16 protein-coding genes are annotated in these 17,270 nt (G+C 62.0%); 6 read left to right on the top strand and 10 right to left on the bottom strand.

What is annotated here, in order from left to right; translation table 11 throughout:
• The first annotated feature begins 1 nt into the window (after position 1).
• The 5 genes from rnr (at position 2) to FJ972_RS16870 (ending at position 5,387) form a co-directional block, all read left to right on the top strand.
• Complete coding sequence (gene rnr, locus FJ972_RS16890) at positions 2 to 2,320, top strand: ribonuclease R (protein WP_140525402.1); 2,319 nt, start codon at positions 2 to 4, stop codon at positions 2,318 to 2,320.
• Positions 2,320 to 2,766, top strand: coding sequence for a DUF983 domain-containing protein (locus tag FJ972_RS16885; protein ID WP_140525403.1), 447 nt, complete (start codon positions 2,320 to 2,322; stop codon positions 2,764 to 2,766). The genes rnr and FJ972_RS16885 overlap by 1 nt, the downstream gene beginning before the upstream one ends.
• Positions 2,767 to 2,839: 73 nt before the next feature.
• On the top strand, positions 2,840 to 3,580 hold the full coding sequence (locus FJ972_RS16880; RefSeq protein ID WP_140525404.1) for an NUDIX hydrolase: 741 nt from the start codon (positions 2,840 to 2,842) through the stop codon (positions 3,578 to 3,580).
• Positions 3,581 to 3,603: 23 nt separating this feature from the next.
• A complete protein-coding gene (locus tag FJ972_RS16875; RefSeq protein WP_140501562.1) occupies positions 3,604 to 4,779 on the top strand; it encodes an MFS transporter in 1,176 nt (391 codons plus the stop codon).
• Between the two features lie 149 nt (positions 4,780 to 4,928).
• On the top strand, positions 4,929 to 5,387 hold the full coding sequence (locus FJ972_RS16870) for a hypothetical protein (RefSeq protein ID WP_140501560.1): 459 nt from the start codon (positions 4,929 to 4,931) through the stop codon (positions 5,385 to 5,387).
• Between the two features lie 276 nt (positions 5,388 to 5,663).
• Here the strand turns inward: FJ972_RS16870 and FJ972_RS16865 are convergent, their stop codons facing one another.
• Positions 5,664 to 6,269 (bottom strand): hypothetical protein, encoded by a 606-nt coding sequence (locus FJ972_RS16865; protein ID WP_226880325.1) that lies wholly within the window; start codon positions 6,267 to 6,269, stop codon positions 5,664 to 5,666.
• Complete coding sequence (locus tag FJ972_RS16860) at positions 6,266 to 6,664, bottom strand: helix-turn-helix domain-containing protein (protein ID WP_226880322.1); 399 nt, start codon at positions 6,662 to 6,664, stop codon at positions 6,266 to 6,268. Before FJ972_RS16860 ends, FJ972_RS16865 begins: the two co-directional genes overlap by 4 nt.
• Before the next feature lie 232 nt (positions 6,665 to 6,896).
• Between FJ972_RS16860 and rpmG the strand changes: the two genes are divergently transcribed.
• A complete protein-coding gene (rpmG, locus tag FJ972_RS16855) occupies positions 6,897 to 7,064 on the top strand; it encodes a 50S ribosomal protein L33 (protein WP_006201775.1) in 168 nt (55 codons plus the stop codon).
• Between the two features lie 288 nt (positions 7,065 to 7,352).
• On the opposite strand, the gene FJ972_RS16850 is transcribed toward rpmG, so the two are convergent.
• The 8 genes from FJ972_RS16850 to FJ972_RS16815 all read right to left on the bottom strand — a co-directional run bounded on the left by FJ972_RS16850 (position 7,353) and on the right by FJ972_RS16815 (position 16,959).
• On the bottom strand, positions 7,353 to 8,492 hold the full coding sequence (locus FJ972_RS16850; RefSeq protein WP_140520975.1) for a hypothetical protein: 1,140 nt from the start codon (positions 8,490 to 8,492) through the stop codon (positions 7,353 to 7,355).
• Positions 8,493 to 9,066: 574 nt separating this feature from the next.
• Positions 9,067 to 10,134 (bottom strand): ABC transporter ATP-binding protein, encoded by a 1,068-nt coding sequence (locus FJ972_RS16845; RefSeq protein WP_140520976.1) that lies wholly within the window; start codon positions 10,132 to 10,134, stop codon positions 9,067 to 9,069.
• Positions 10,135 to 10,137: 3 nt separating this feature from the next.
• Positions 10,138 to 10,986, bottom strand: coding sequence for a carbohydrate ABC transporter permease (locus FJ972_RS16840; RefSeq protein ID WP_140501552.1), 849 nt, complete (start codon positions 10,984 to 10,986; stop codon positions 10,138 to 10,140).
• Positions 10,986 to 11,909, bottom strand: coding sequence for a carbohydrate ABC transporter permease (locus FJ972_RS16835; protein WP_140518289.1), 924 nt, complete (start codon positions 11,907 to 11,909; stop codon positions 10,986 to 10,988). Before FJ972_RS16835 ends, FJ972_RS16840 begins: the two co-directional genes overlap by 1 nt.
• 180 nt (positions 11,910 to 12,089) lie before the next feature.
• On the bottom strand, positions 12,090 to 13,367 hold the full coding sequence (locus FJ972_RS16830) for an ABC transporter substrate-binding protein (RefSeq protein WP_140520977.1): 1,278 nt from the start codon (positions 13,365 to 13,367) through the stop codon (positions 12,090 to 12,092).
• 29 nt (positions 13,368 to 13,396) lie between these two features.
• A complete protein-coding gene (locus tag FJ972_RS16825) occupies positions 13,397 to 14,584 on the bottom strand; it encodes a PLP-dependent transferase (RefSeq protein ID WP_140520978.1) in 1,188 nt (395 codons plus the stop codon).
• Complete coding sequence (locus FJ972_RS16820; RefSeq protein ID WP_140520979.1) at positions 14,581 to 15,315, bottom strand: FadR/GntR family transcriptional regulator; 735 nt, start codon at positions 15,313 to 15,315, stop codon at positions 14,581 to 14,583. Before FJ972_RS16820 ends, FJ972_RS16825 begins: the two co-directional genes overlap by 4 nt.
• 150 nt (positions 15,316 to 15,465) lie before the next feature.
• A complete protein-coding gene (locus FJ972_RS16815; protein ID WP_140520980.1) occupies positions 15,466 to 16,959 on the bottom strand; it encodes an FAD-dependent monooxygenase in 1,494 nt (497 codons plus the stop codon).
• Positions 16,960 to 17,270 lie beyond the last annotated feature (311 nt).

Genomic DNA, 17,270 nt, shown 5'->3' with positions numbered 1-17,270 from the left:
CGTGGCGCGCAGGATCTCCGCAACAACCCACGGCGACCCGCGCACCGCCGACACAACGGCCAAGGTCAAGGGCGATTACAGGCCCTCGCGTGACGAAATCCTGCGCTACATCGCCGAAAATCCGGATCGCGCTGGAAAACGCGACATCGCCAAGGCGTTCGCGCTGCGCGGCCCGGACCGCATTTGGCTGAAGGATCTCCTGCGCGACCTGCAGGACGAAGGCGTCCTGACCAAGGAGCGTAAGCGCCTGGCCCGCGTTGGCGCCCTGCCCCATGTCACGGTGCTCGATATTTTCGACCGCGACGCCGACGGCGTGCTGCTGGCGCGTCCCACCGAACACACCGCCAATGGACCGCCCCCCATCGTTTCCATCCGCCTGTCGCGCAGTGGCGGCGGACCGGCGCCTGGCATTGGCGATCGCGTGCTGGCCAAGACCTTTCCCGCCGACGACACGAATGTCGCCTTGGGCGGCCCGGCCTACACAGGGCGGGTGATGAAGATATTCGAGAAGCGCACGGATGCCGTTCTCGGCGTCTTTCGGGTGCTTCAGGACGGCAGCTTCCGCATCGAGCCGGTGGAGCGCCGGCAATCCGAACTGATCGTCGACAAGGAATTCCAGAACGGAGCCAAGAACGGCGATCTCGTCGAGGTCGAGCCCGCCCGGGCCTCGCGCTATGGCTTGCCGAGAGCAAAAGTGCTCAACGTGCTGGGCTCGCTGACCAGCGAAAAGGCGGTCTCGATGATCGCCATCCACGCACATGACATTCCGCATGTCTTCCCGGCCGACGTCATCGCCGAAGCCGAAGCCGTCAAGCCTGCGACGATGGCCAACCGCGAGGACTGGCGCGAACTGCCGCTGGTCACCATCGACCCGGCCGACGCCAAGGACCACGACGACGCGGTGTTCGCTACGCCCGATCTCGATGAGAAGAACCCCGGCGGCGTGGTCATCACGGTCGCCATCGCCGACGTGGCTGCTTACGTCCGCTACGGCACGGCACTCGACCGCGAAGCGCTGAAGCGCGGCAACTCGGTCTATTTCCCCGACCGCGTCGTGCCGATGCTGCCCCAGCGCATCTCCAACGATCTCTGCTCGCTGCGCGAAGGCCAGGATCGCCCGGCACTGGCAGTGCGCATGACCTTCTCGGCGGACGGGCGCAAGGTCAGGCATTCCTTCCACCGCATCATGATGAAATCGGCGGCCAAGCTCGCCTACCCGCAGGCGCAGGCGGCGATCGACGGCGTGCCGGACGACAAGACCGGGCCGATCCTCGACGCAGTGCTGAAGCCGCTATGGGATGCCTATGCGGTCCTCAAGCGCGGACGCGATGGCCGCCAGCCGCTCGAACTCGATCTGCCCGAGCGCAAGATCCTGCTGAAGCCCGACGGCACTGTCGATCGCGTCGTCGTGCCGGAACGGCTCGATGCCCATAAACTCATCGAAGAATTCATGATCCAGGCCAATGTCGCCGCCGCCGAGACACTCGAGGCGAAGAAGCAGGCGCTGGTGTACCGCACCCACGACGCGCCCTCGCTGGCCAAGCAGGAATCGCTGCGCGAATTTCTGCAAACCCTGGGCCTGTCGCTGGCGCGCGGTGCGCAGATGCGGCCCGCCCAGTTCAACGGCATTCTCGAGCGCGTGCGCGGCGCCGACAATGAAGGCCTGGTCAACGAGGTGGTGCTGCGCTCGCAGAGCCAGGCCGAATATTCGCCCAAGAACATCGGCCATTTCGGCCTCAACCTGAACCGTTATGCGCATTTCACCTCGCCGATCCGCCGTTACGCCGACCTCATCGTGCACCGCGGGCTTATCGCCGCACTCGGCCTAGGCCCAGGGGGCCTGACGCAGGAGGAGGAAGCGCGGCTCGAGGATGTTTCGGTGCTGATTTCAGGTACAGAACGCCGTGCAATGGCGGCCGAACGCGACACGGTCGACCGGCTGATCGCCGCTTATCTCGCCGAGCGCATCGACGACCGTTTCGACGCCCGCATTTCCGGCGTCACCAAATCGGGACTATTTGTCCAATTGCCGCAGTATGGCGCGGATGGTTTCATCCCCGTGTCAACTCTGGGCGGCGATTACTATATATATGACGAAACGGCCCGCTCGCTCTACGGAGAACGCTCGGGCAAGGGTTATCAGCTGGCGGACCGTGTCGAGGTCCGTCTCGTCGAAGTGGCGCCGATGGCCGGCGCGATGCGCTTTGAGATGTTGACCGACCCGAAGCCCCTGCCTGGCTCCGTCAGGTCGTTTCACAAGGCAAAGGGCCGCGCCCGTGCGTCACAATCGCGCCCAGGCTCGCGTGGCAGGAGACGATGATGGCAAGAGGCACGGAAGAACAGGTTTTCGGCGGTGAACATCACTCGGGCCGGGTCGCGCGTCCGCTGTGGACGGCGATGAAGCGCGGCATGCTCGGCCGCTGCCCGCATTGCGGCGAAGGCAAGCTGTTTCGCGGCTTCACCAAGACCGTCGAGACATGCAGCGTCTGCGGCGAGGAGATACACCATCACCGCGCGGACGATCTGCCCGCTTATCTGGTCATCGTCATCGTCGGCCACATCGTGCTCGGCGCCTTCATGGGCGTGGAGGCGACGTCGACCCTTTCCACCTGGCAGCACATCGCCATCTGGGTACCCTTGACGATCCTGCTGTCGGTTGCACTGCTGCAGCCGGTAAAAGGTGCCGTCATCGGATTGCAATGGGCATTCTATATGCACGGTTTTGCTGGCGAACACGACGTGGCCGAACCCCATCCCGGTGCCTGAGGTGCTGGCTGGCGCAACATGCCAACCGTCAAGGCTACTTTCGCATGCAAGACGTTTCCGCTAGGTCCTGCGCATGGAAGGAATGACCAAGGCGGACGTCGACAGGATCGACAAGGGTCTGGCCACGCATGGCGGCCGGGCGATTCGTCCACGTGATGCCGCGACCCTGATCCTGCTCGACGGCAAGGCCAACGACTTGCGGGTCCTGATGGGTCGCCGTCATGCCGGTCACGCCTTCATGCCAGGCAAGTTCGTTTTTCCCGGCGGCCGTACCGACCCGGCGGACAGCCGCATCCCCACCGCCACCGCGCTGCATCCCGAGCAGGAAGCAAAGCTCATCGCCGGTCCCGGCCGCACGAGCGAGGCGCGTGCCCGCGCCATCGCCTTGTCGGCCATCCGCGAGACCTATGAGGAAGCCGGGCTGCTGATTGGTCGCAAAGGCGCCTTCGCCACGACAAGGTCTGATTGGCAAGGCTTTGCCGAACATGGGGTGCAACCTGCCCTGGACATGCTGCGCTTCATTGCGCGCGCCATCACGCCGCCCAACCGGGTGCGCCGCTTCGACACCCGCTTCTTCTGCGCGTGGCGAGGCGACGTCGCCGTCGAACTGCCGGGCGGCGGTCCGACCAACGAACTCGAGGAACTGGTCTGGCTGCCGCTTGCCAAGGCCAGGGAAGCCGACATTCCTGACATCACCCGGATGATCCTGGACGAGCTGGAAAGCCGCCTCGCCCATGATCCGCTGTTGCATCCGGGCGGTCCCGTGCCCTTCTACCGGCTTGTCCGCAACCGCTTCACCCGCGAAATTCTGTAGAACATCGAGTATTCAGACATAACATGACGGTCGATACCCAACCAAAGGGCGACGAGCGCGTACACTGGCTGCCGATGGTGGCGGCGATCTCGTCGATCAGCGTCGTCGGCATTGCCATCGGCCTGGGCATGCCCCTGCTCAGCGTCATCCTGGAAACGCGTGGGCATTCGGCCTCGATGATCGGCCTCAACACAGCCGTCGCCGGCCTGGCCTCGATCGCCGGCGCCCCTCTGGCCACGCCGCTCGCCATGCGCTTCGGCGTTGCCTGGACGATGATCGCCATGATTGCCGCCGGTGCGCTGGCCTTCGTCGGCTTCCACTTCGCACCCGATTTCTGGATGTGGTTTCCGCTGCGCGTCGTGCTGCACATCGCGCTGACGGTGCTGTTCATCCTGTCGGAATTCTGGATCAGCACCTCGGCGCCGCCGCATCGGCGAGGTCTTGTGCTCGGCATCTACGCCACCGTGCTGTCGCTCGGCTTTGCCGCGGGGCCGTGGCTGTTCGCCCATCTCGGCAGTTCCGGCTTCAGGCCTTTCGGAGTCATCATCGCATTGGTGGCGCTGGCCGCGATCCCGGTGCTGGCGGCGCGTAACGAGAGCCCGACGATCGTATCTGACGGCGAGACCAGCAATTTCCTGCGTTATATCTGGCTGGTGCCGACCGCCACCGCCGCCGTACTGGTGTTTGGAGCCGTCGAAACGGGCGGTTTCGCCCTGTTTCCGGTCTATGGCAACCGCATCGGCTATTCCGAAGCCGACGCCGCCTTGCTGCTCACCATGATCGGCCTCGGCAACGTGCTCTTGCAGATCCCGATCGGCATGATCAGCGATCGCGTCTCGGACCGCCGCTATCTGCTTCTGGCCTGCGCCACTGTCGGACTCGCCGGTACGATCTTCATGCCGCATCTGGCCGGCAACTGGCACCTGATGGCGGGCCTTCTGTTCGTCTGGGGCGGCGTGGTCGCGGCCATGTACACGATCGGCCTCGCCCATCTCGGCTCGCAGCTTTCCGGCCATGAACTGGCTTCCGCCAATGCCGCCTTCGTGCTGTGCTACGGCGTCGGCATGGTGCTCGGCCCGCAGGCGATAGGCATCGGCATGGATGCGTTCGGTCCCTCTGGCTTCGGCTGGTCGCTCGGCCTGTTCTTCGCCGCCTACATGGTTCTTGCCAGCGTCAGGTTGGTCCGCAAGATCTTGTAAGCCGCCACCGGCGCAAACCGGATTCACGATCGCCCACTACCGGCTGGCCCATAACTGGCTACCCCCGGATGACTGGCTGCTGACAGAACCGTGTCAGCAGCCACGGTTTATACGGAGACCTCAAAACACCTGAAGTTGAGGAGACTCCGATGATCGACAGCGGCTTTGAAACCACATCATTGCGGATGACGCTGCTCCTGCTTGTCACTTTCCAGGCGCCGGCCGCGGATGTCGACCGCATCATGGACGCCGTGGTGGCGCTGGCGCCGCTGGCCATGGGTAAATATGACCGCAACGCCTACCAGTCGGCGCATGGCATCGAGCGCTACCGGCCACTTGACGGCGCAGCCGCCGGCGCCGAGACCGAATTGCGGCGGCGCCCCGGCACGGTCGAGGTTTCGTTCGAATTGCCCGATGACCAGGAATTGGCGGCGCGCGTCGTAGAAGCGATCTTTCAGGCGCACAGCTACCAGGAACCGGTGATCCGCATTCAGCCGGTCCTTGCCAGCCGTTCCAAGGGACTGGACGACCGCGCCAATCCGAATCGCTGGTGGAACACCACGGGAGATTGGAAGAAAACCATCGTTCTGGAGGCGGAACACGTGTGAATGCCGACAGGCATTGGCTTCCATGACGGCCGCAAGGCGCGTCGGGCTGTCGGTAGCTAATCAAGTTGTCCGGTTTGGTAGCACATGATCTGTCCGCTTCTGTTTTGGCGTCGAAGCGGTTCACGCGGCTTGCCTGATGGGGCAAGTGTCTTCGATTGCGGCGCCGTCAGAGCTGTAGCGAGTGATGCGGCGCGGCCCGTGAAAGATCGCGAGGGTTCCATCCGGGTAGTGCCTGACCTTGACGGTGGCTTTGACGAAGTGATGCCGGATCGGGCTCTATGGCAGCTGCAATCGCAACCGCGCGAAGGCGACCGTGTTGTCGCGGGCAACGACGCGCTCCTCCTCGATGCACAGGATCTGGGCCAGTTGTTGCGGGTCTGCGGCGACAAAGGCGCTGTCCTCGACCGCGGCCGGCCTGGCGAAGCGGGCATTGTGAGCTGGTAGGTAGGTCTGTGCGATGAACCGGTTGGCGGCCTCGATGTCGGCAATTCCGGCCAGCGCCAGCTCCCTCGGCAGCCGATCCTGCAAGGTGGAGAACATCCGCTCCGAGCGGCCTCGCGCTTCAGGGGAATAGGCTGGAATATGTTCGATACCCAGCCGCTCGAGCGCCCGGCCGACCTGGGTCAGCCGGCTTTTGTCGACCGCCTCGCCGGCCTTCAGCGTCACGAAATAGTGGCTGCCGCGATCGCTGTAGAGGCTCGATGGCAATCCCTTGGCGACGAATGTCTCCAGAAGGCCCTGAAAGCTCGACGCCGTGCCTTCCTCCTCGATCAGGAAGGCCGAATAGATCGTGCTCGTCGCATCGTCCATCGTCACGATCAGGTCCAGCATCGGCTCACCCACCAGCCATCGATGACGGCTGCCATCCTGATGCAGCATCATCCCCTCGCAAGGCTTCCTCTCCCGCTTGCGCCGGTGAGCACCGCGCCGCTTGGCCCGTTCCACAAGGCCCCCGCCGCGTGGAGCTGCGTCTTGATGACTGTGTAGCCCCAGCTGAAATGGTGATCGCGCAGCAGGTGCTCGTGGAAATGCTTCACATTCCAGCCGAGGTAGCGATGACGGTAAAGCTCCAGCATCTCCTCAATCGCTTCCGCCGGCACCCGACGCGTCGAAAGCTTGCCCAAGCGCCGATCCAGCAACCCTGCTTCCCCAGCCTCTTCGTACCGGTCGCGGTAGCGTCGGAATTGCCGCTCCGACATGCCAAGCAACTCGCCTGCCTCCATCATCGAAAGATCGCCACCATTCCAGCGGCTCAATACGTCTCGAAACTTCTGCATTCTCCGGTCCTGTAGCCATGCCGTCCGCTTCATCCCCAGCCTCCATCCGCTGGCGAAAAAACCGGACAACTCACGTGCTACCTAATCCGGACAACTCATCTGCTTACGACAGCAAGGCGCGTCGGGCTTGACTTTCCGGGCGCGTTCTTTATGTGTCGCGGCAAGTTTCCCGCGTCCGGGTGTTTGCCCGTGCTCCAGCGGCCAAAACCCCACGAACAAACGGACTGATACCATGGCCAAAGCCGCAAACATCAAGATTAAGCTTCTGTCGACCGCCGACACCGGTTTCTTCTACGTGACCAGCAAGAACAGCCGCACCAAGACGGACAAGCTGTCGTTCCGCAAATACGACCCGGTTGCCAAGAAGCACGTCGAGTTCAAGGAAACCAAGATCAAGTAATCTGGTTTTTCCGAGAAAATGCCGAAACGCCGCCCATCGGGCGGCGTTTTTTGTTCCTAAAACATTGATTTCATTGGTTGGTAGTCAAATCCAGCATAACGGCCAACATAGTGGATCGCGCTGCCGATAGGGCTGCTATAGCCACAAAGCCCGCGCGAGGCAGGGGCCTTGTCGAGCGGCTCCCATAAACCGCGAAAGGCGTGCGCGTCGTCACCGCATAAATCTCCACGACAAAAGCCACGGCGCCTCAGCAAGGATCCAGAGAATTTGTCTCTACGCAGCTTTGCCCTAGCCACAAGAAAGTGATTCCAAGTACCTTTTCATGACATGCAATGGCACATAGTCACCCTCGACTAGATTTCCACCTTCCTCGTTCACAAGCACCATTAGAGCCTGTGTAGACTTTCTCATAAACACAGATAACTCAGATCTTATTGGTATATTACAAGAGAACCCTTTAATCATGATTAGAGAGAGTCGATTTTCGTCCATATTGAATTCGAGTTTAGACAAATCATCGTTAAATGGTCGATTGTGGAAAATGATAAGCTCTCCACGATCATTTATCGCTATTTCAATTTTAATGGGGAATTCAAAATTAATTCCTCCAATTACATAAGACTCACGTCTCTGAACTATCGCTAGGATTTTAGATATATCATCTTTAATATCAGATGTGTCGTTCTTTATCGAATTCGCTATCTGCAAAAATTGGTCAAATTTGGCTTCGAGTTTCGGTAGCGAATTGCGCAAATACCCAAGGCGAGACGCGACGAAGGCGACCTCCGCTTTGTGATTTTGCTTCAATGCCTCCCGCATGAAGGCAAGGAAAATAAGAGCCCAGCCCGGCTCATCATCTGTCGCCTTTCCACGAAAAAATGACGCGAAATCGGCAGGAACGGCCAGTTGGTCCTTTCCCTGCTCCGTTCCAGCGATGAGATCGCGCAGAACGCGCTTGCACGCTGCATCCAGACTCGCCTGGACCGCTGCAAAGTCGCGAGCCGATAGCGCGCCGTCCAAGTTTGTCTCTATTTCATCGACAACGTCCTTGTTGGATTCTAGCTTGAATGGCCCGCCCAATCCGATCTGCTTATGCAGATAGCGGCGCGCGGCACTAGCGAACTGAATCCTCGCGCGACGCTCCGGCGGCCGTCCGCCAAGCCGCAACTGGTCGGCCTCTTGCGTATCGACATACATGCGCACCATCACGAGTGAAGAGGTGAGTTCACTGAGTCGAATGGCGTGCTCCAAATCGTGGTTTGCTGGAACCGCGCCTGTATGAGCGCGCAGCTTGGATGCGACGTCCTCGTAGATCGCTTTATAACGTCCGCCAAACAGCGTCTCGCCGATCTTATCTAGGATGTCGCCGGCATTTTCGAGCGCCTTCCAACCGATCACCGCCCCGATGTATCCGCAAACCGAGATCATTCGTCTAGGTCCCTGATGATGGCCCAAAGTAGGGCGGCAGTTGACCAGAAATCAAGAATACCAAACGGCTGAGCCTAGCTCATATCCCGCCGCGGACGGTGGAGTTCAAAGAGATTTAGGCTGCTTTGCCGGCCGCCCTGGGATAGAGCGTGGCTTGATACTGCTGCCCTCGCTGTCCGCTACGCGTCAATTCGCGACTGAATCTGTTCCGTGATTTCGCTGCGTATGAAAGCAATTCTCCGGTCTCCGAGCGTGATGGCAGACGGAAGCCGTCTTCTGACATACCGGTTCACCGGCCTAGGCTGGTCATTCTCCGGCATGGTTCAGTGATACGAGCGTCGGCGGAGTTGTTATTCGCAGGCATTATAAATCTCCCCCCCCCGCTGCGTTGCGGCGATTCAAGAACCAAACTGATTGATGAAAGGACGCCACATGATGGCGGCAGGAGGAGGTTTCTATTAATGTGGCTCCGCAAAGCGGTTGGCCCGGGTGAAGCAAGTTTCGACTCGCCAAAAGGCCGTATGGCTAGAATATGCCCAGCGGGCAACAGAGTGGCCGCTCGGCGGCCGCGCCCCTACCCTACCCGGTCGGCGCTTTTCGGGTCGAAAACATGCAGCGCCGCCGGATCGGCCGATAGCCGCACCGTCTCGCCAGGCTTCACGCCGGCGCGGCCCATGGCGAACACGCAAAGCTGCTGGCCGGCCAGCTTGACGTAGAACTGCGTCGAGAGGCCGAGCGGCTCGACCACCACCACTTCGCCTTGCAGCGGGCCGTCATCCGCCAGCCTTATATGCTCCGGCCGCAAACCGACGGTAACCGCATCGCCTTCCCTGAGTGGCAGGCCATCAGGCAATCGCAGTTTCTGGCCATCGGACAGCACTGCATCCGCCTTGCCGCCCTTCTCAACACTCGCGGGCAGGAAATTCATGCCGGGCGAGCCAATGAATCCGGCGACGAACATGTTGGCCGGCCGGTCATAGAGGTCGAGCGGCGCGCCGACCTGCTGGACGACGCCGTCATGCATCACGACGATGCGGTCGGCCATGGTCATGGCTTCGATCTGGTCATGCGTGACATAGACGGACGTGGTCTTCAGTTGCTGGTGAAGCGCCTTGATCTCGGCGCGCATGTGCACGCGCAGCTTGGCGTCGAGGTTCGAAAGCGGCTCGTCGAAAAGAAAGACCTTGGGATCGCGCACGATGGCCCGGCCCATGGCGACGCGCTGGCGCTGGCCGCCGGAAAGCTGGCGCGGCAGGCGTTGCAGGAAATTGTCCAGCCCAAGCCGCCTGGCGGCTCCGTCGACACGCGCGTCGATCGCCTGCTTCTCTGCCTTCCTCAGCATCAGGCTGAAGCCCATGTTCTTAGACACGTCCATATGCGGATAGAGGGCGTAGGACTGGAACACCATGGCGATGTCGCGGTCCTTCGGCGCGACGTCGTTGACTAACCGCTCGCCGATACGGATCTCGCCATCGGAAACCTCCTCCAGACCGGCGATCATGCGCAGAAGCGTCGATTTCCCGCAGCCGGACGGACCGACGAGGACGACGAACTCGCCGTCGGCGATGTCGAGGTCGACCGCGTGCAACACACGCACGCCACCATAGTCTTTGCGGACTTTTTCCAGCGTAACGGAAGCCATCGATTATCCCTTCACGGCGCCGGCGGTGAGACCGGTGACGAGATAGCGTTGCAGGAAGCCGAAGAAGATGCAGACCGGGATCAGCGCCAGGATCGACGCCGCCATCATCTGCCCCCAGTCGACGGCGAACTTGCCGATGAAGGTGAGCAGGCCGACGGCGAAGGTCTTCTTGTCATCGCTGGAGATCAGCATCAGCGCGAACAGGAGTTCGCTCCAGGCAGCGGTGAAGACAAAGCCGAGCGTGGCGCCCATGCCGGGTAGCGTCAGCGGCACGATCACCCGGCGCATCGCCTGCGCGCGTGTGCAGCCGTCGATCATCGCCGCCTCCTCCAGGTCCTTCGGTATGCCGTCGAAGAAGGACTGCATCAGGAAGGTTGCAAACGCGGTATTGAAGGCGGTGTAGATGATGATCAGCCCGGTCAGGCTGTTGATCAGGCCGATCTGGCCCATCACGCGATAGATCGGTGGAATGACCATGACTAGCGGGAAAGTCTGGGTCAAAAGCAGCATCAGCGCCAGTGCCGCCTTGCCGCGAAAGGTGAAGCGCGACATGGCATAGCCGGCAAGCGTCGCGATGACAGTCACCAGTGCAGCCGTCGAAACCGAGACGATGACGCTGTTGAGGAAATAGCGCGGAAAGTCGGTCGCCTCGAGCACGGTGACGAAGTTCTGCAACGTCATCTGCGACGGCCAGAAGGTGATGCCTTCGGAATAGAGAAGCCGTTCCGGTGTAACCGATATCTTCAGCGTCCAGAAGATCGGGAACAGGGCGAAGATCACATAGGCCGCGATGGCCGCATAGAGCCCGACGCCGCCGAAGAAGCGCTGCGAAGATGAGCGTCCCGCAATCATCAGACGTGCCTCACCAGAGAGCGGCGGATGGCGATCAGCGCAATCGCATAGGCAATGAGCAGGACGAGCAGCAGCACGGCAACCGCCGATGCGTAGCCCTTGTCCAGCGACTTGAAGGCACTGACATAGATGTAGACCGGCACCGTGTTGGTCGACCCGGCCGGCCCGCCCTCGGTCATGACGAAGATCAGGTCGGCGAAAGTGGCGATCCAGATGGTACGCAGCATCACCGTGATGGCGATGGTCGGCGCCAGGAACGGCAGCGTCACCTTGGTGAAGCGTTGCCAAGGCGAGGCGCCGTCGATCGCTGCCGCCTCATGCAGTTCCGAGGGAATGGATTTCAGTGCCGCCAGCAACGTGATGGCAAAGAACGGGATGCCGAACCAGACATTGGCGACGATCGGCCCCCACATGGCGGTCGAGGGATCGGAGAGAACGTTGGTCGGCTCGGCCTTCAGCCCCAGCGCGAACAGCCAGTGCGGCAGCGGCCCGATGATCGGATTGAACAGCCATGCCCATGTCAGGCCCGACAGGAAGGACGGCACCGCCCAGGGCAGGAACACCAGCGCCTGCACCACCTTGCGGCCCCGAAACGGCTTGTCGAGCAGCAGCGCCAGGCCAAGGCCGAGGAAGAACTGGAAGAACAGGCTGGAGAGCGTCCACCACAACGTATTGACCAGCGCCTGGCCGAGCACGGCATCCGACAGCATCGCCTGGTACTGGCCGAGCCCGACATATTCCGACTTGAAGGCCGAAAACTTACGGAACGAATAGCTGATGCCGATGACCAGCGGCACCAAAAGCACCACGACCAGCAGGATGATCGCCGGGCTGAGATAAAGCCAGGGTTCGGTGGCAGCGTGCGTCAGCCGCTTGCGGCGCGGCCTCCCGGCGGGTCGTATTTCGGAAACGGCATAGGTCATTTGGGCTCAACAGTGGTGAGTGGGTGCCGGCGAAGCCGACAGCACCCTTCTCCCCGTATACGGGGAGAAGATGCCGGCAGGCAGATGAGGGGCAGCGCCAGGCTGACAGAACGTAGCGCCGCCTCTCATCCGGCCCTATCGGGCCACCTTCTCCCCGTGAACGGGGAGAAGGAAGAAAAACTACTTCTTGTTCTTCGCCATCCAGTCCTGCTGTTCCTTGGTCAGGAAGGCGGCCCATTGGTCGGCAACCTCCTTGGCCGTCTTTTGGCCCAGCAGCACTTCCTGGAAATTCTTGATCGCCACCTGGTCGACGAAATTGCCGAGGTTCTCCAGATGCGTCGGCGGCGTCACCATTTCATACTTGGCGCTGTCGCTGAGCTCCGTGAACCAGCCCTTGAACTGCTCGGTCTTGAAATGCGGATCCTGGTCGGCGCCGTTGTGGATCGGGACGACGCCGACTTCCTTGGCCCATTCCAGATTGTCCTTGGGCGAGAGCAGCGTCGCCATCAGCTTCCAGGCGTCGTCCTTGTGCTGCGAATTGGCGAACATTGCCCAGCCGGCATAGCCGAGCGTCGGATAGGACTTGCCGCTCGGCCCGACCGGCAGCGGCGCCACGGCGAAGTCGTCGGCGCTCATCTTGTCGGCGATGCCGAGCAGCGCGTCCGGATCCTGGTTGAGCATGGCGCAGGTGCCGGAATAGAAGCCGGTGACGGTTTCGTTGAAGCCCCAGCTCACCGCGTCCTTGGGCGCCAGGCCCTGCTTGTACATGTCGGCCAGCATCTGCAGGCCCTTGACCGAGCCCTCCTCGTTGATGGTCGAGGTGCCGTCTTCGTTGAAGTAGCCGCCCTTGCCGGCGGCGATGTTCATGAACATGTGCATGCCATTGAAGGCGCCGGGCCCGCCGCGCAGGCAGTAGCCGTATTTGCCGGGCAACGCCGAGATCTTCTTGGAATCGGCGACGAACTCGTCGAGCGTGGCCGGCGGGCCGTCGAGACCGGCTTCCCTGAACAGCTTCTTGTTCCAGAACAGCGCGTTCACATAGTAGCCGTAAGGGATCATGAACTGGGTGTTATTGACGGTCGAGCCGAACTGCTTGGCGCGCTCCCCGAGCGTCTTGGCGTCGTCCCACTTGGCCATGTACGGGCCGAGATCCTCGAGCTGGGCGTTGTTGGCGTAGAGGCCCATCCAACGTTCCGGCATCTCGACCACGTCGGGCGTATCGCCTGCCTGCACCATGGTCAGGAACTTTTCGAAAGCCTGCCCCCAGGGCAGCGAGATCAGCTCGACCTTGATGCCGAGATTGGCCTTTTCGAATTCGGCGATCTGCTTCTTCAGGAACTCCGTGCGCGGCGGGCTGGTGATGACTTCGACCATTTTCAGGGTCGAATCGGCCAGCGCGTTTCCGGCGGAAATCGCCAATCCCGCGGCTGTGGCAAGCATGACGGTCAGTTTTTTCATCTTCAAGACTCCCATTTTGAAGCGGCTTGTTATTTTCTGGCTTTTTCGAAGGCCTGCGCCACGTCGGCCCACAGGTCCTCGACACTTTCCAATCCGACATTGAAGCGGATTGTTCGGGGGCTGACGCCGAAGCGCGCCATCGAATTCAGTCCCGGCGTCTGCTCCAGCGACGCCTTGGCCGGCACGACCAGGCTCTCATGGCCGCCCCAGCTCACGCCGATGCGGAAATATTTTAACGCATCGACGAAGACGGGGATGTCGATATCCTCGGTGACCTCGAAGGAGAACAACCCCGCGTAACCAGCAAGCGTCGCCTTGCCCGGATGGTTCGAATAGGCGGGGTGGTTCACGCGCTCGACATTGCCATGCGCCTTCAGCCGCTCGGCGATGGTAAGCCCGCTCTTCATGTGATGCGGCAGGCGCAGCGGCAGCGTGCGCAGCCCGCGCAGCAAGAGCCAGGCCTCGAAGGGCGAAAGCTTGCCGCCGAGATAGGAATAGGTCTGCTCGTTGATGTGCTTGATGTGGGCGGCCGAGCCTGCCACCACGCCGGCGACCGTATCGCTATGGCCGCCGAGATATTTCGAAGCCGAATGCAGCACCAGATCGACGCCATGCGTGATCGGCTTCTGGAACACCGGTGTCGCCCAGGAATTGTCGATCGTGGTGACGATGCCCTGCTCCTTCGCCAGCCGGGTCAGGTGAGCCAGGTCCTGCAACTCGAACATCATCGAGGTCGGGCTCTCCAGATAGAGCAGCCTGGCGCCCGGAAGGGCCGCCGCCACCGCATCCGGATCGGAGCCGTCGACATAGTCGACCCTGATGTTGAGCCGCGGCAAAAGCCGCTCGAACAGCCGATAGGCATCACCATAGCAATTGCGCACCGCAACGATGCGCTCGCCGGCGCCGACGAAGGCGAGCACCGTGGCGCTGATCGCCGCCATGCCGCTGGAAAAGCCGCGCGCGGCCTCGGCGCCCTCGAGCGCGGCGACGCGTGCCTCGAACTCCATCACCGTCGGATTGTCGCCGCGCGAATAGATCGGCTGCTTCCGTTTGCCGGCAAAAGTATCCGCCATCTCGGCATAGCTGGCGAAGGTGAACAGCGATGTCTGGTAGATCGGCGGCACCACCGCCCCACCCGGGAAAGGTTCGTCATGCGCCAGAAGCGTCGCCGCCTCGGCAAGATAGTCGTGATCGAAACCTGAGGGATGTTCGTTCATGTCTGGCTCGAAAGTTTGAGTTTGGCGGCGCCGCGCTTCAGATCGTCCTCGACGGTGGCGATCAGCTTGAGCGCCTCGCCGCGGGCGCCGTGCGGGTCGCGCGCGGCGATGCGCTCGTAAATGGTCCGATGATAGGGAAAACTGGCGTGGCCGAAATCGCGCACGCCCAGCGGATGCTCCCAGAAGCGGTGGAACAATTCGTGCATGGCGGCGATGATCTGTTCGAACAGCGGGTTGCCGGAAACCCTGTAGATCGCCTGGTGGAACTCCCAGTCCTCTTCCGAAGACATGCCCTCGCGCGTGCGGAACGCCTGCTCCATGATGTCGAGCTTGCGCTCGATTTCGGCGATATCGGTCTGGCTCGCGCGTTCGGCGCAAAGGGCGGCGGCTTCCGCCTCCAGCGCGCGACGGATTTCAAGCGTCTGCATCAGGCTGGTGAAGTCGTTGCCGCCCGCAAGCGTCAGCGGCAGATGCAACATGTCCGGCGAAACGGCTGCCTTGAGATAGGTGCCGCTGCCTTGCCGGCGCTCGACCAGGCCGAGCCCTTCCCAGCGCGTCAGCGCCTCGCGCACCGTGTTGCGGCTGACCTTCAGCCGCTCGGCCAGGATGCGTTCCGTTGGCAGCCGCTCGCCCGGCTGGAGGGCCTCGGCACGAACAAAGCCTACCAACGCCTTCAGAACGGCGTCGTCACGCGCCGTCGTCTGAATAGGTGGCAGGCTGTTTTGATCCACGCGCGTTCCAAGTGGTCCAATGGTCCAACCAATTTCTGCACAGATGGTACCTCCTGTCAACGGGATGTCAGGAGACCTAGCACCGTAAAAGCTCGCAACGCATGACAAGCACGCGTTTGCGGGCGATGCGCCAGGCCGGCCTCGACCCTGCTACGCCACATCAACGCGCGGCCCGAACCAGGTGGTCAGCGCTTCGGCCAGTCCCTGTTGGCTTCCGGAACCAACCCATGCCACGTACCCGTCCGGGCGGATCAGCACCGCGACGGGCCTGGCGACGGCCCCGAGAACTGGCAGCTCCCAGTCGCCGTCGTACACGGCGTCGACCTGCTGGACCCGATCCGCCCATGGCTTGATGTCCAGCATGCCGGGCGTGCCGAGGTTGATCAGCACCGGCCGGGCATGATGCAGCAAGGTAAACAGCCGCACCGGCCCGCTGGCGGTGAGCAGATCGAGATCGGGCATTCGCCGCCCAAGCAACGGATGGCGCTCGCCCAAGCCGTAACGAACGTCCAGGCCGGACATTTCGGCCGCGATGCGTTTGCGAGGCTCGTCCATGCCGAGCAGTTCGGCAATGGTGTCGCCCAGAGCCTTGGTGCGGTCATCCATGCGCCGAAGCGCGACCTGTGCCATCGTGTTGCGCAACACACGGGCGGCGACCGGATGGCGCTCGGCATGGTAGCTGTCGAGCAGGCTGTCCGGTGATGCCCGTTTGACGACCTGGGCCAGCTTCCATCCCAGGTTGACCGCGTCCTGCACGCCGATGTTGAGGCCCTGTCCGCCCATTGGGGGATGGATATGCGCAGCGTCGCCGGCCAGCAGGACACGTCTGTCGCGGTAAGCGGCAGCCTGGCGCGTCATATCGGTGAAACGAGAGAGCCAGGTCGGACTGTGGACGCCGAAATCGGTGCCATAGATAACGGTGAGCGCCTCGCGGAGATCGTCCAATGTCGGTTCACCACCGATGATCAGTCGTTTCTCGGTCAGCACGATGCCCAACCGGTCGCCGTCCTCGATCTTGCCTATCGCATGGGTTCCGTGGGCGTCGCTGCGAAAGCCCAATGGCGGTTCTTCCGACATCTCGACCTCGGCGATCATCCAGCTCATCGTCGGATCCCATCCAGCGAATTCGATGCCCGCCGCCTTGCGGATCGTGCTGCGTCCACCGTCGCATCCGACGAGGTACTGCGCCTTCATCCGTCGGCCATCGGAAAGCCCCACATCCACGCCACTGTCGTCCTGCATGAAATCCGTGACTTCCTGTCCGCGATGGATCGGCACCCCCAATTCGCTGATCCAGTCGGCCAATATCCGCTCGATGTGGTTTTGCCGCAGCGCCAGCAGATAGTTGTGCCGGCTGGGAAAGTCGCTGATGTCCAAACGGATCATGTGGAAGCCGACGGTCGGGAAGCATCGCCCCTGGGAGAGGAACCGGTCGGCGATCCCGCGCTGGTCGAGCACCTCGATTGTGCGTGCGTGCAGGCCACCCGCGCGCAAGCCAATCAGCTGCTGGGTCGGGCGCCGCTCGACAATGGCGACGTCGATGCCCGCCAATGCGAGTTCGCCTGCCAGCATCAATCCTGTCGGGCCGCCCCCGGCGACAATCACCGCATGATTTCGACGCGATCCATCTGTCGGTGCACGCATTCCCGTCACTCCGCTCCTATTGGCTAGGGCCGCGGTTTTACGGGAGGAACCCGGGCTTGAAGCAAGCCCCTTGGGCGCCATATGTATGAAGTGAGGAGCAACGCCCTCCGCCGGATGGCAAGAGAGCGTGCGCCGCAGCTCTCCACATCGTGGCTCGCCTTTTACAGTCCAAATGCTGTCGATATCCTGTGCGCAAAAAGCTCCTGATATCCGGAGGTTGGCGCAGAATCCTGATGCTATTTTGAAAGGGGGCCGGTCGGCGTTTGGCAGCGGTACGAGGAGGCCACTATGTGCCAGCGCCGGCCGGCCGA

The organism is Mesorhizobium sp. B2-1-1 (genome assembly GCF_006442975.2).
Taxonomy (GTDB): domain Bacteria; phylum Pseudomonadota; class Alphaproteobacteria; order Rhizobiales; family Rhizobiaceae; genus Mesorhizobium.
The sequence above is the reverse complement of the archived record's forward strand: the minus strand, read 5'-3'. Positions and strand labels throughout refer to the sequence as shown.

What these genes read in the sequence shown, in the direction of transcription:
- FJ972_RS16815 (WP_140520980.1), bottom strand. Translation starts at nt 16,959, where the DNA reads ATGCGTGCACCGACAGATGGATCGCGTCGAAATCATGCGGTGATTGTC.
- FJ972_RS16840 (WP_140501552.1), bottom strand. Translation starts at nt 10,986, where the DNA reads ATGATTGCGGGACGCTCATCTTCGCAGCGCTTCTTCGGCGGCGTCGGG.
- FJ972_RS16880 (WP_140525404.1), top strand. Translation starts at nt 2,840, where the DNA reads ATGGAAGGAATGACCAAGGCGGACGTCGACAGGATCGACAAGGGTCTG.
- FJ972_RS16845 (WP_140520976.1), bottom strand. Translation starts at nt 10,134, where the DNA reads ATGGCTTCCGTTACGCTGGAAAAAGTCCGCAAAGACTATGGTGGCGTG.
- FJ972_RS16830 (WP_140520977.1), bottom strand. Translation starts at nt 13,367, where the DNA reads ATGAAAAAACTGACCGTCATGCTTGCCACAGCCGCGGGATTGGCGATT.
- FJ972_RS16860 (WP_226880322.1), bottom strand. Translation starts at nt 6,664, where the DNA reads ATGCAGAAGTTTCGAGACGTATTGAGCCGCTGGAATGGTGGCGATCTT.
- FJ972_RS16875 (WP_140501562.1), top strand. Translation starts at nt 3,604, where the DNA reads ATGACGGTCGATACCCAACCAAAGGGCGACGAGCGCGTACACTGGCTG.
- FJ972_RS16825 (WP_140520978.1), bottom strand. Translation starts at nt 14,584, where the DNA reads ATGAACGAACATCCCTCAGGTTTCGATCACGACTATCTTGCCGAGGCG.
- rpmG (WP_006201775.1), top strand. Translation starts at nt 6,897, where the DNA reads ATGGCCAAAGCCGCAAACATCAAGATTAAGCTTCTGTCGACCGCCGAC.
- FJ972_RS16835 (WP_140518289.1), bottom strand. Translation starts at nt 11,909, where the DNA reads ATGACCTATGCCGTTTCCGAAATACGACCCGCCGGGAGGCCGCGCCGC.
- FJ972_RS16850 (WP_140520975.1), bottom strand. Translation starts at nt 8,492, where the DNA reads ATGATCTCGGTTTGCGGATACATCGGGGCGGTGATCGGTTGGAAGGCG.
- FJ972_RS16865 (WP_226880325.1), bottom strand. Translation starts at nt 6,269, where the DNA reads ATGATGCTGCATCAGGATGGCAGCCGTCATCGATGGCTGGTGGGTGAG.
- FJ972_RS16885 (WP_140525403.1), top strand. Translation starts at nt 2,320, where the DNA reads ATGGCAAGAGGCACGGAAGAACAGGTTTTCGGCGGTGAACATCACTCG.
- FJ972_RS16870 (WP_140501560.1), top strand. Translation starts at nt 4,929, where the DNA reads ATGATCGACAGCGGCTTTGAAACCACATCATTGCGGATGACGCTGCTC.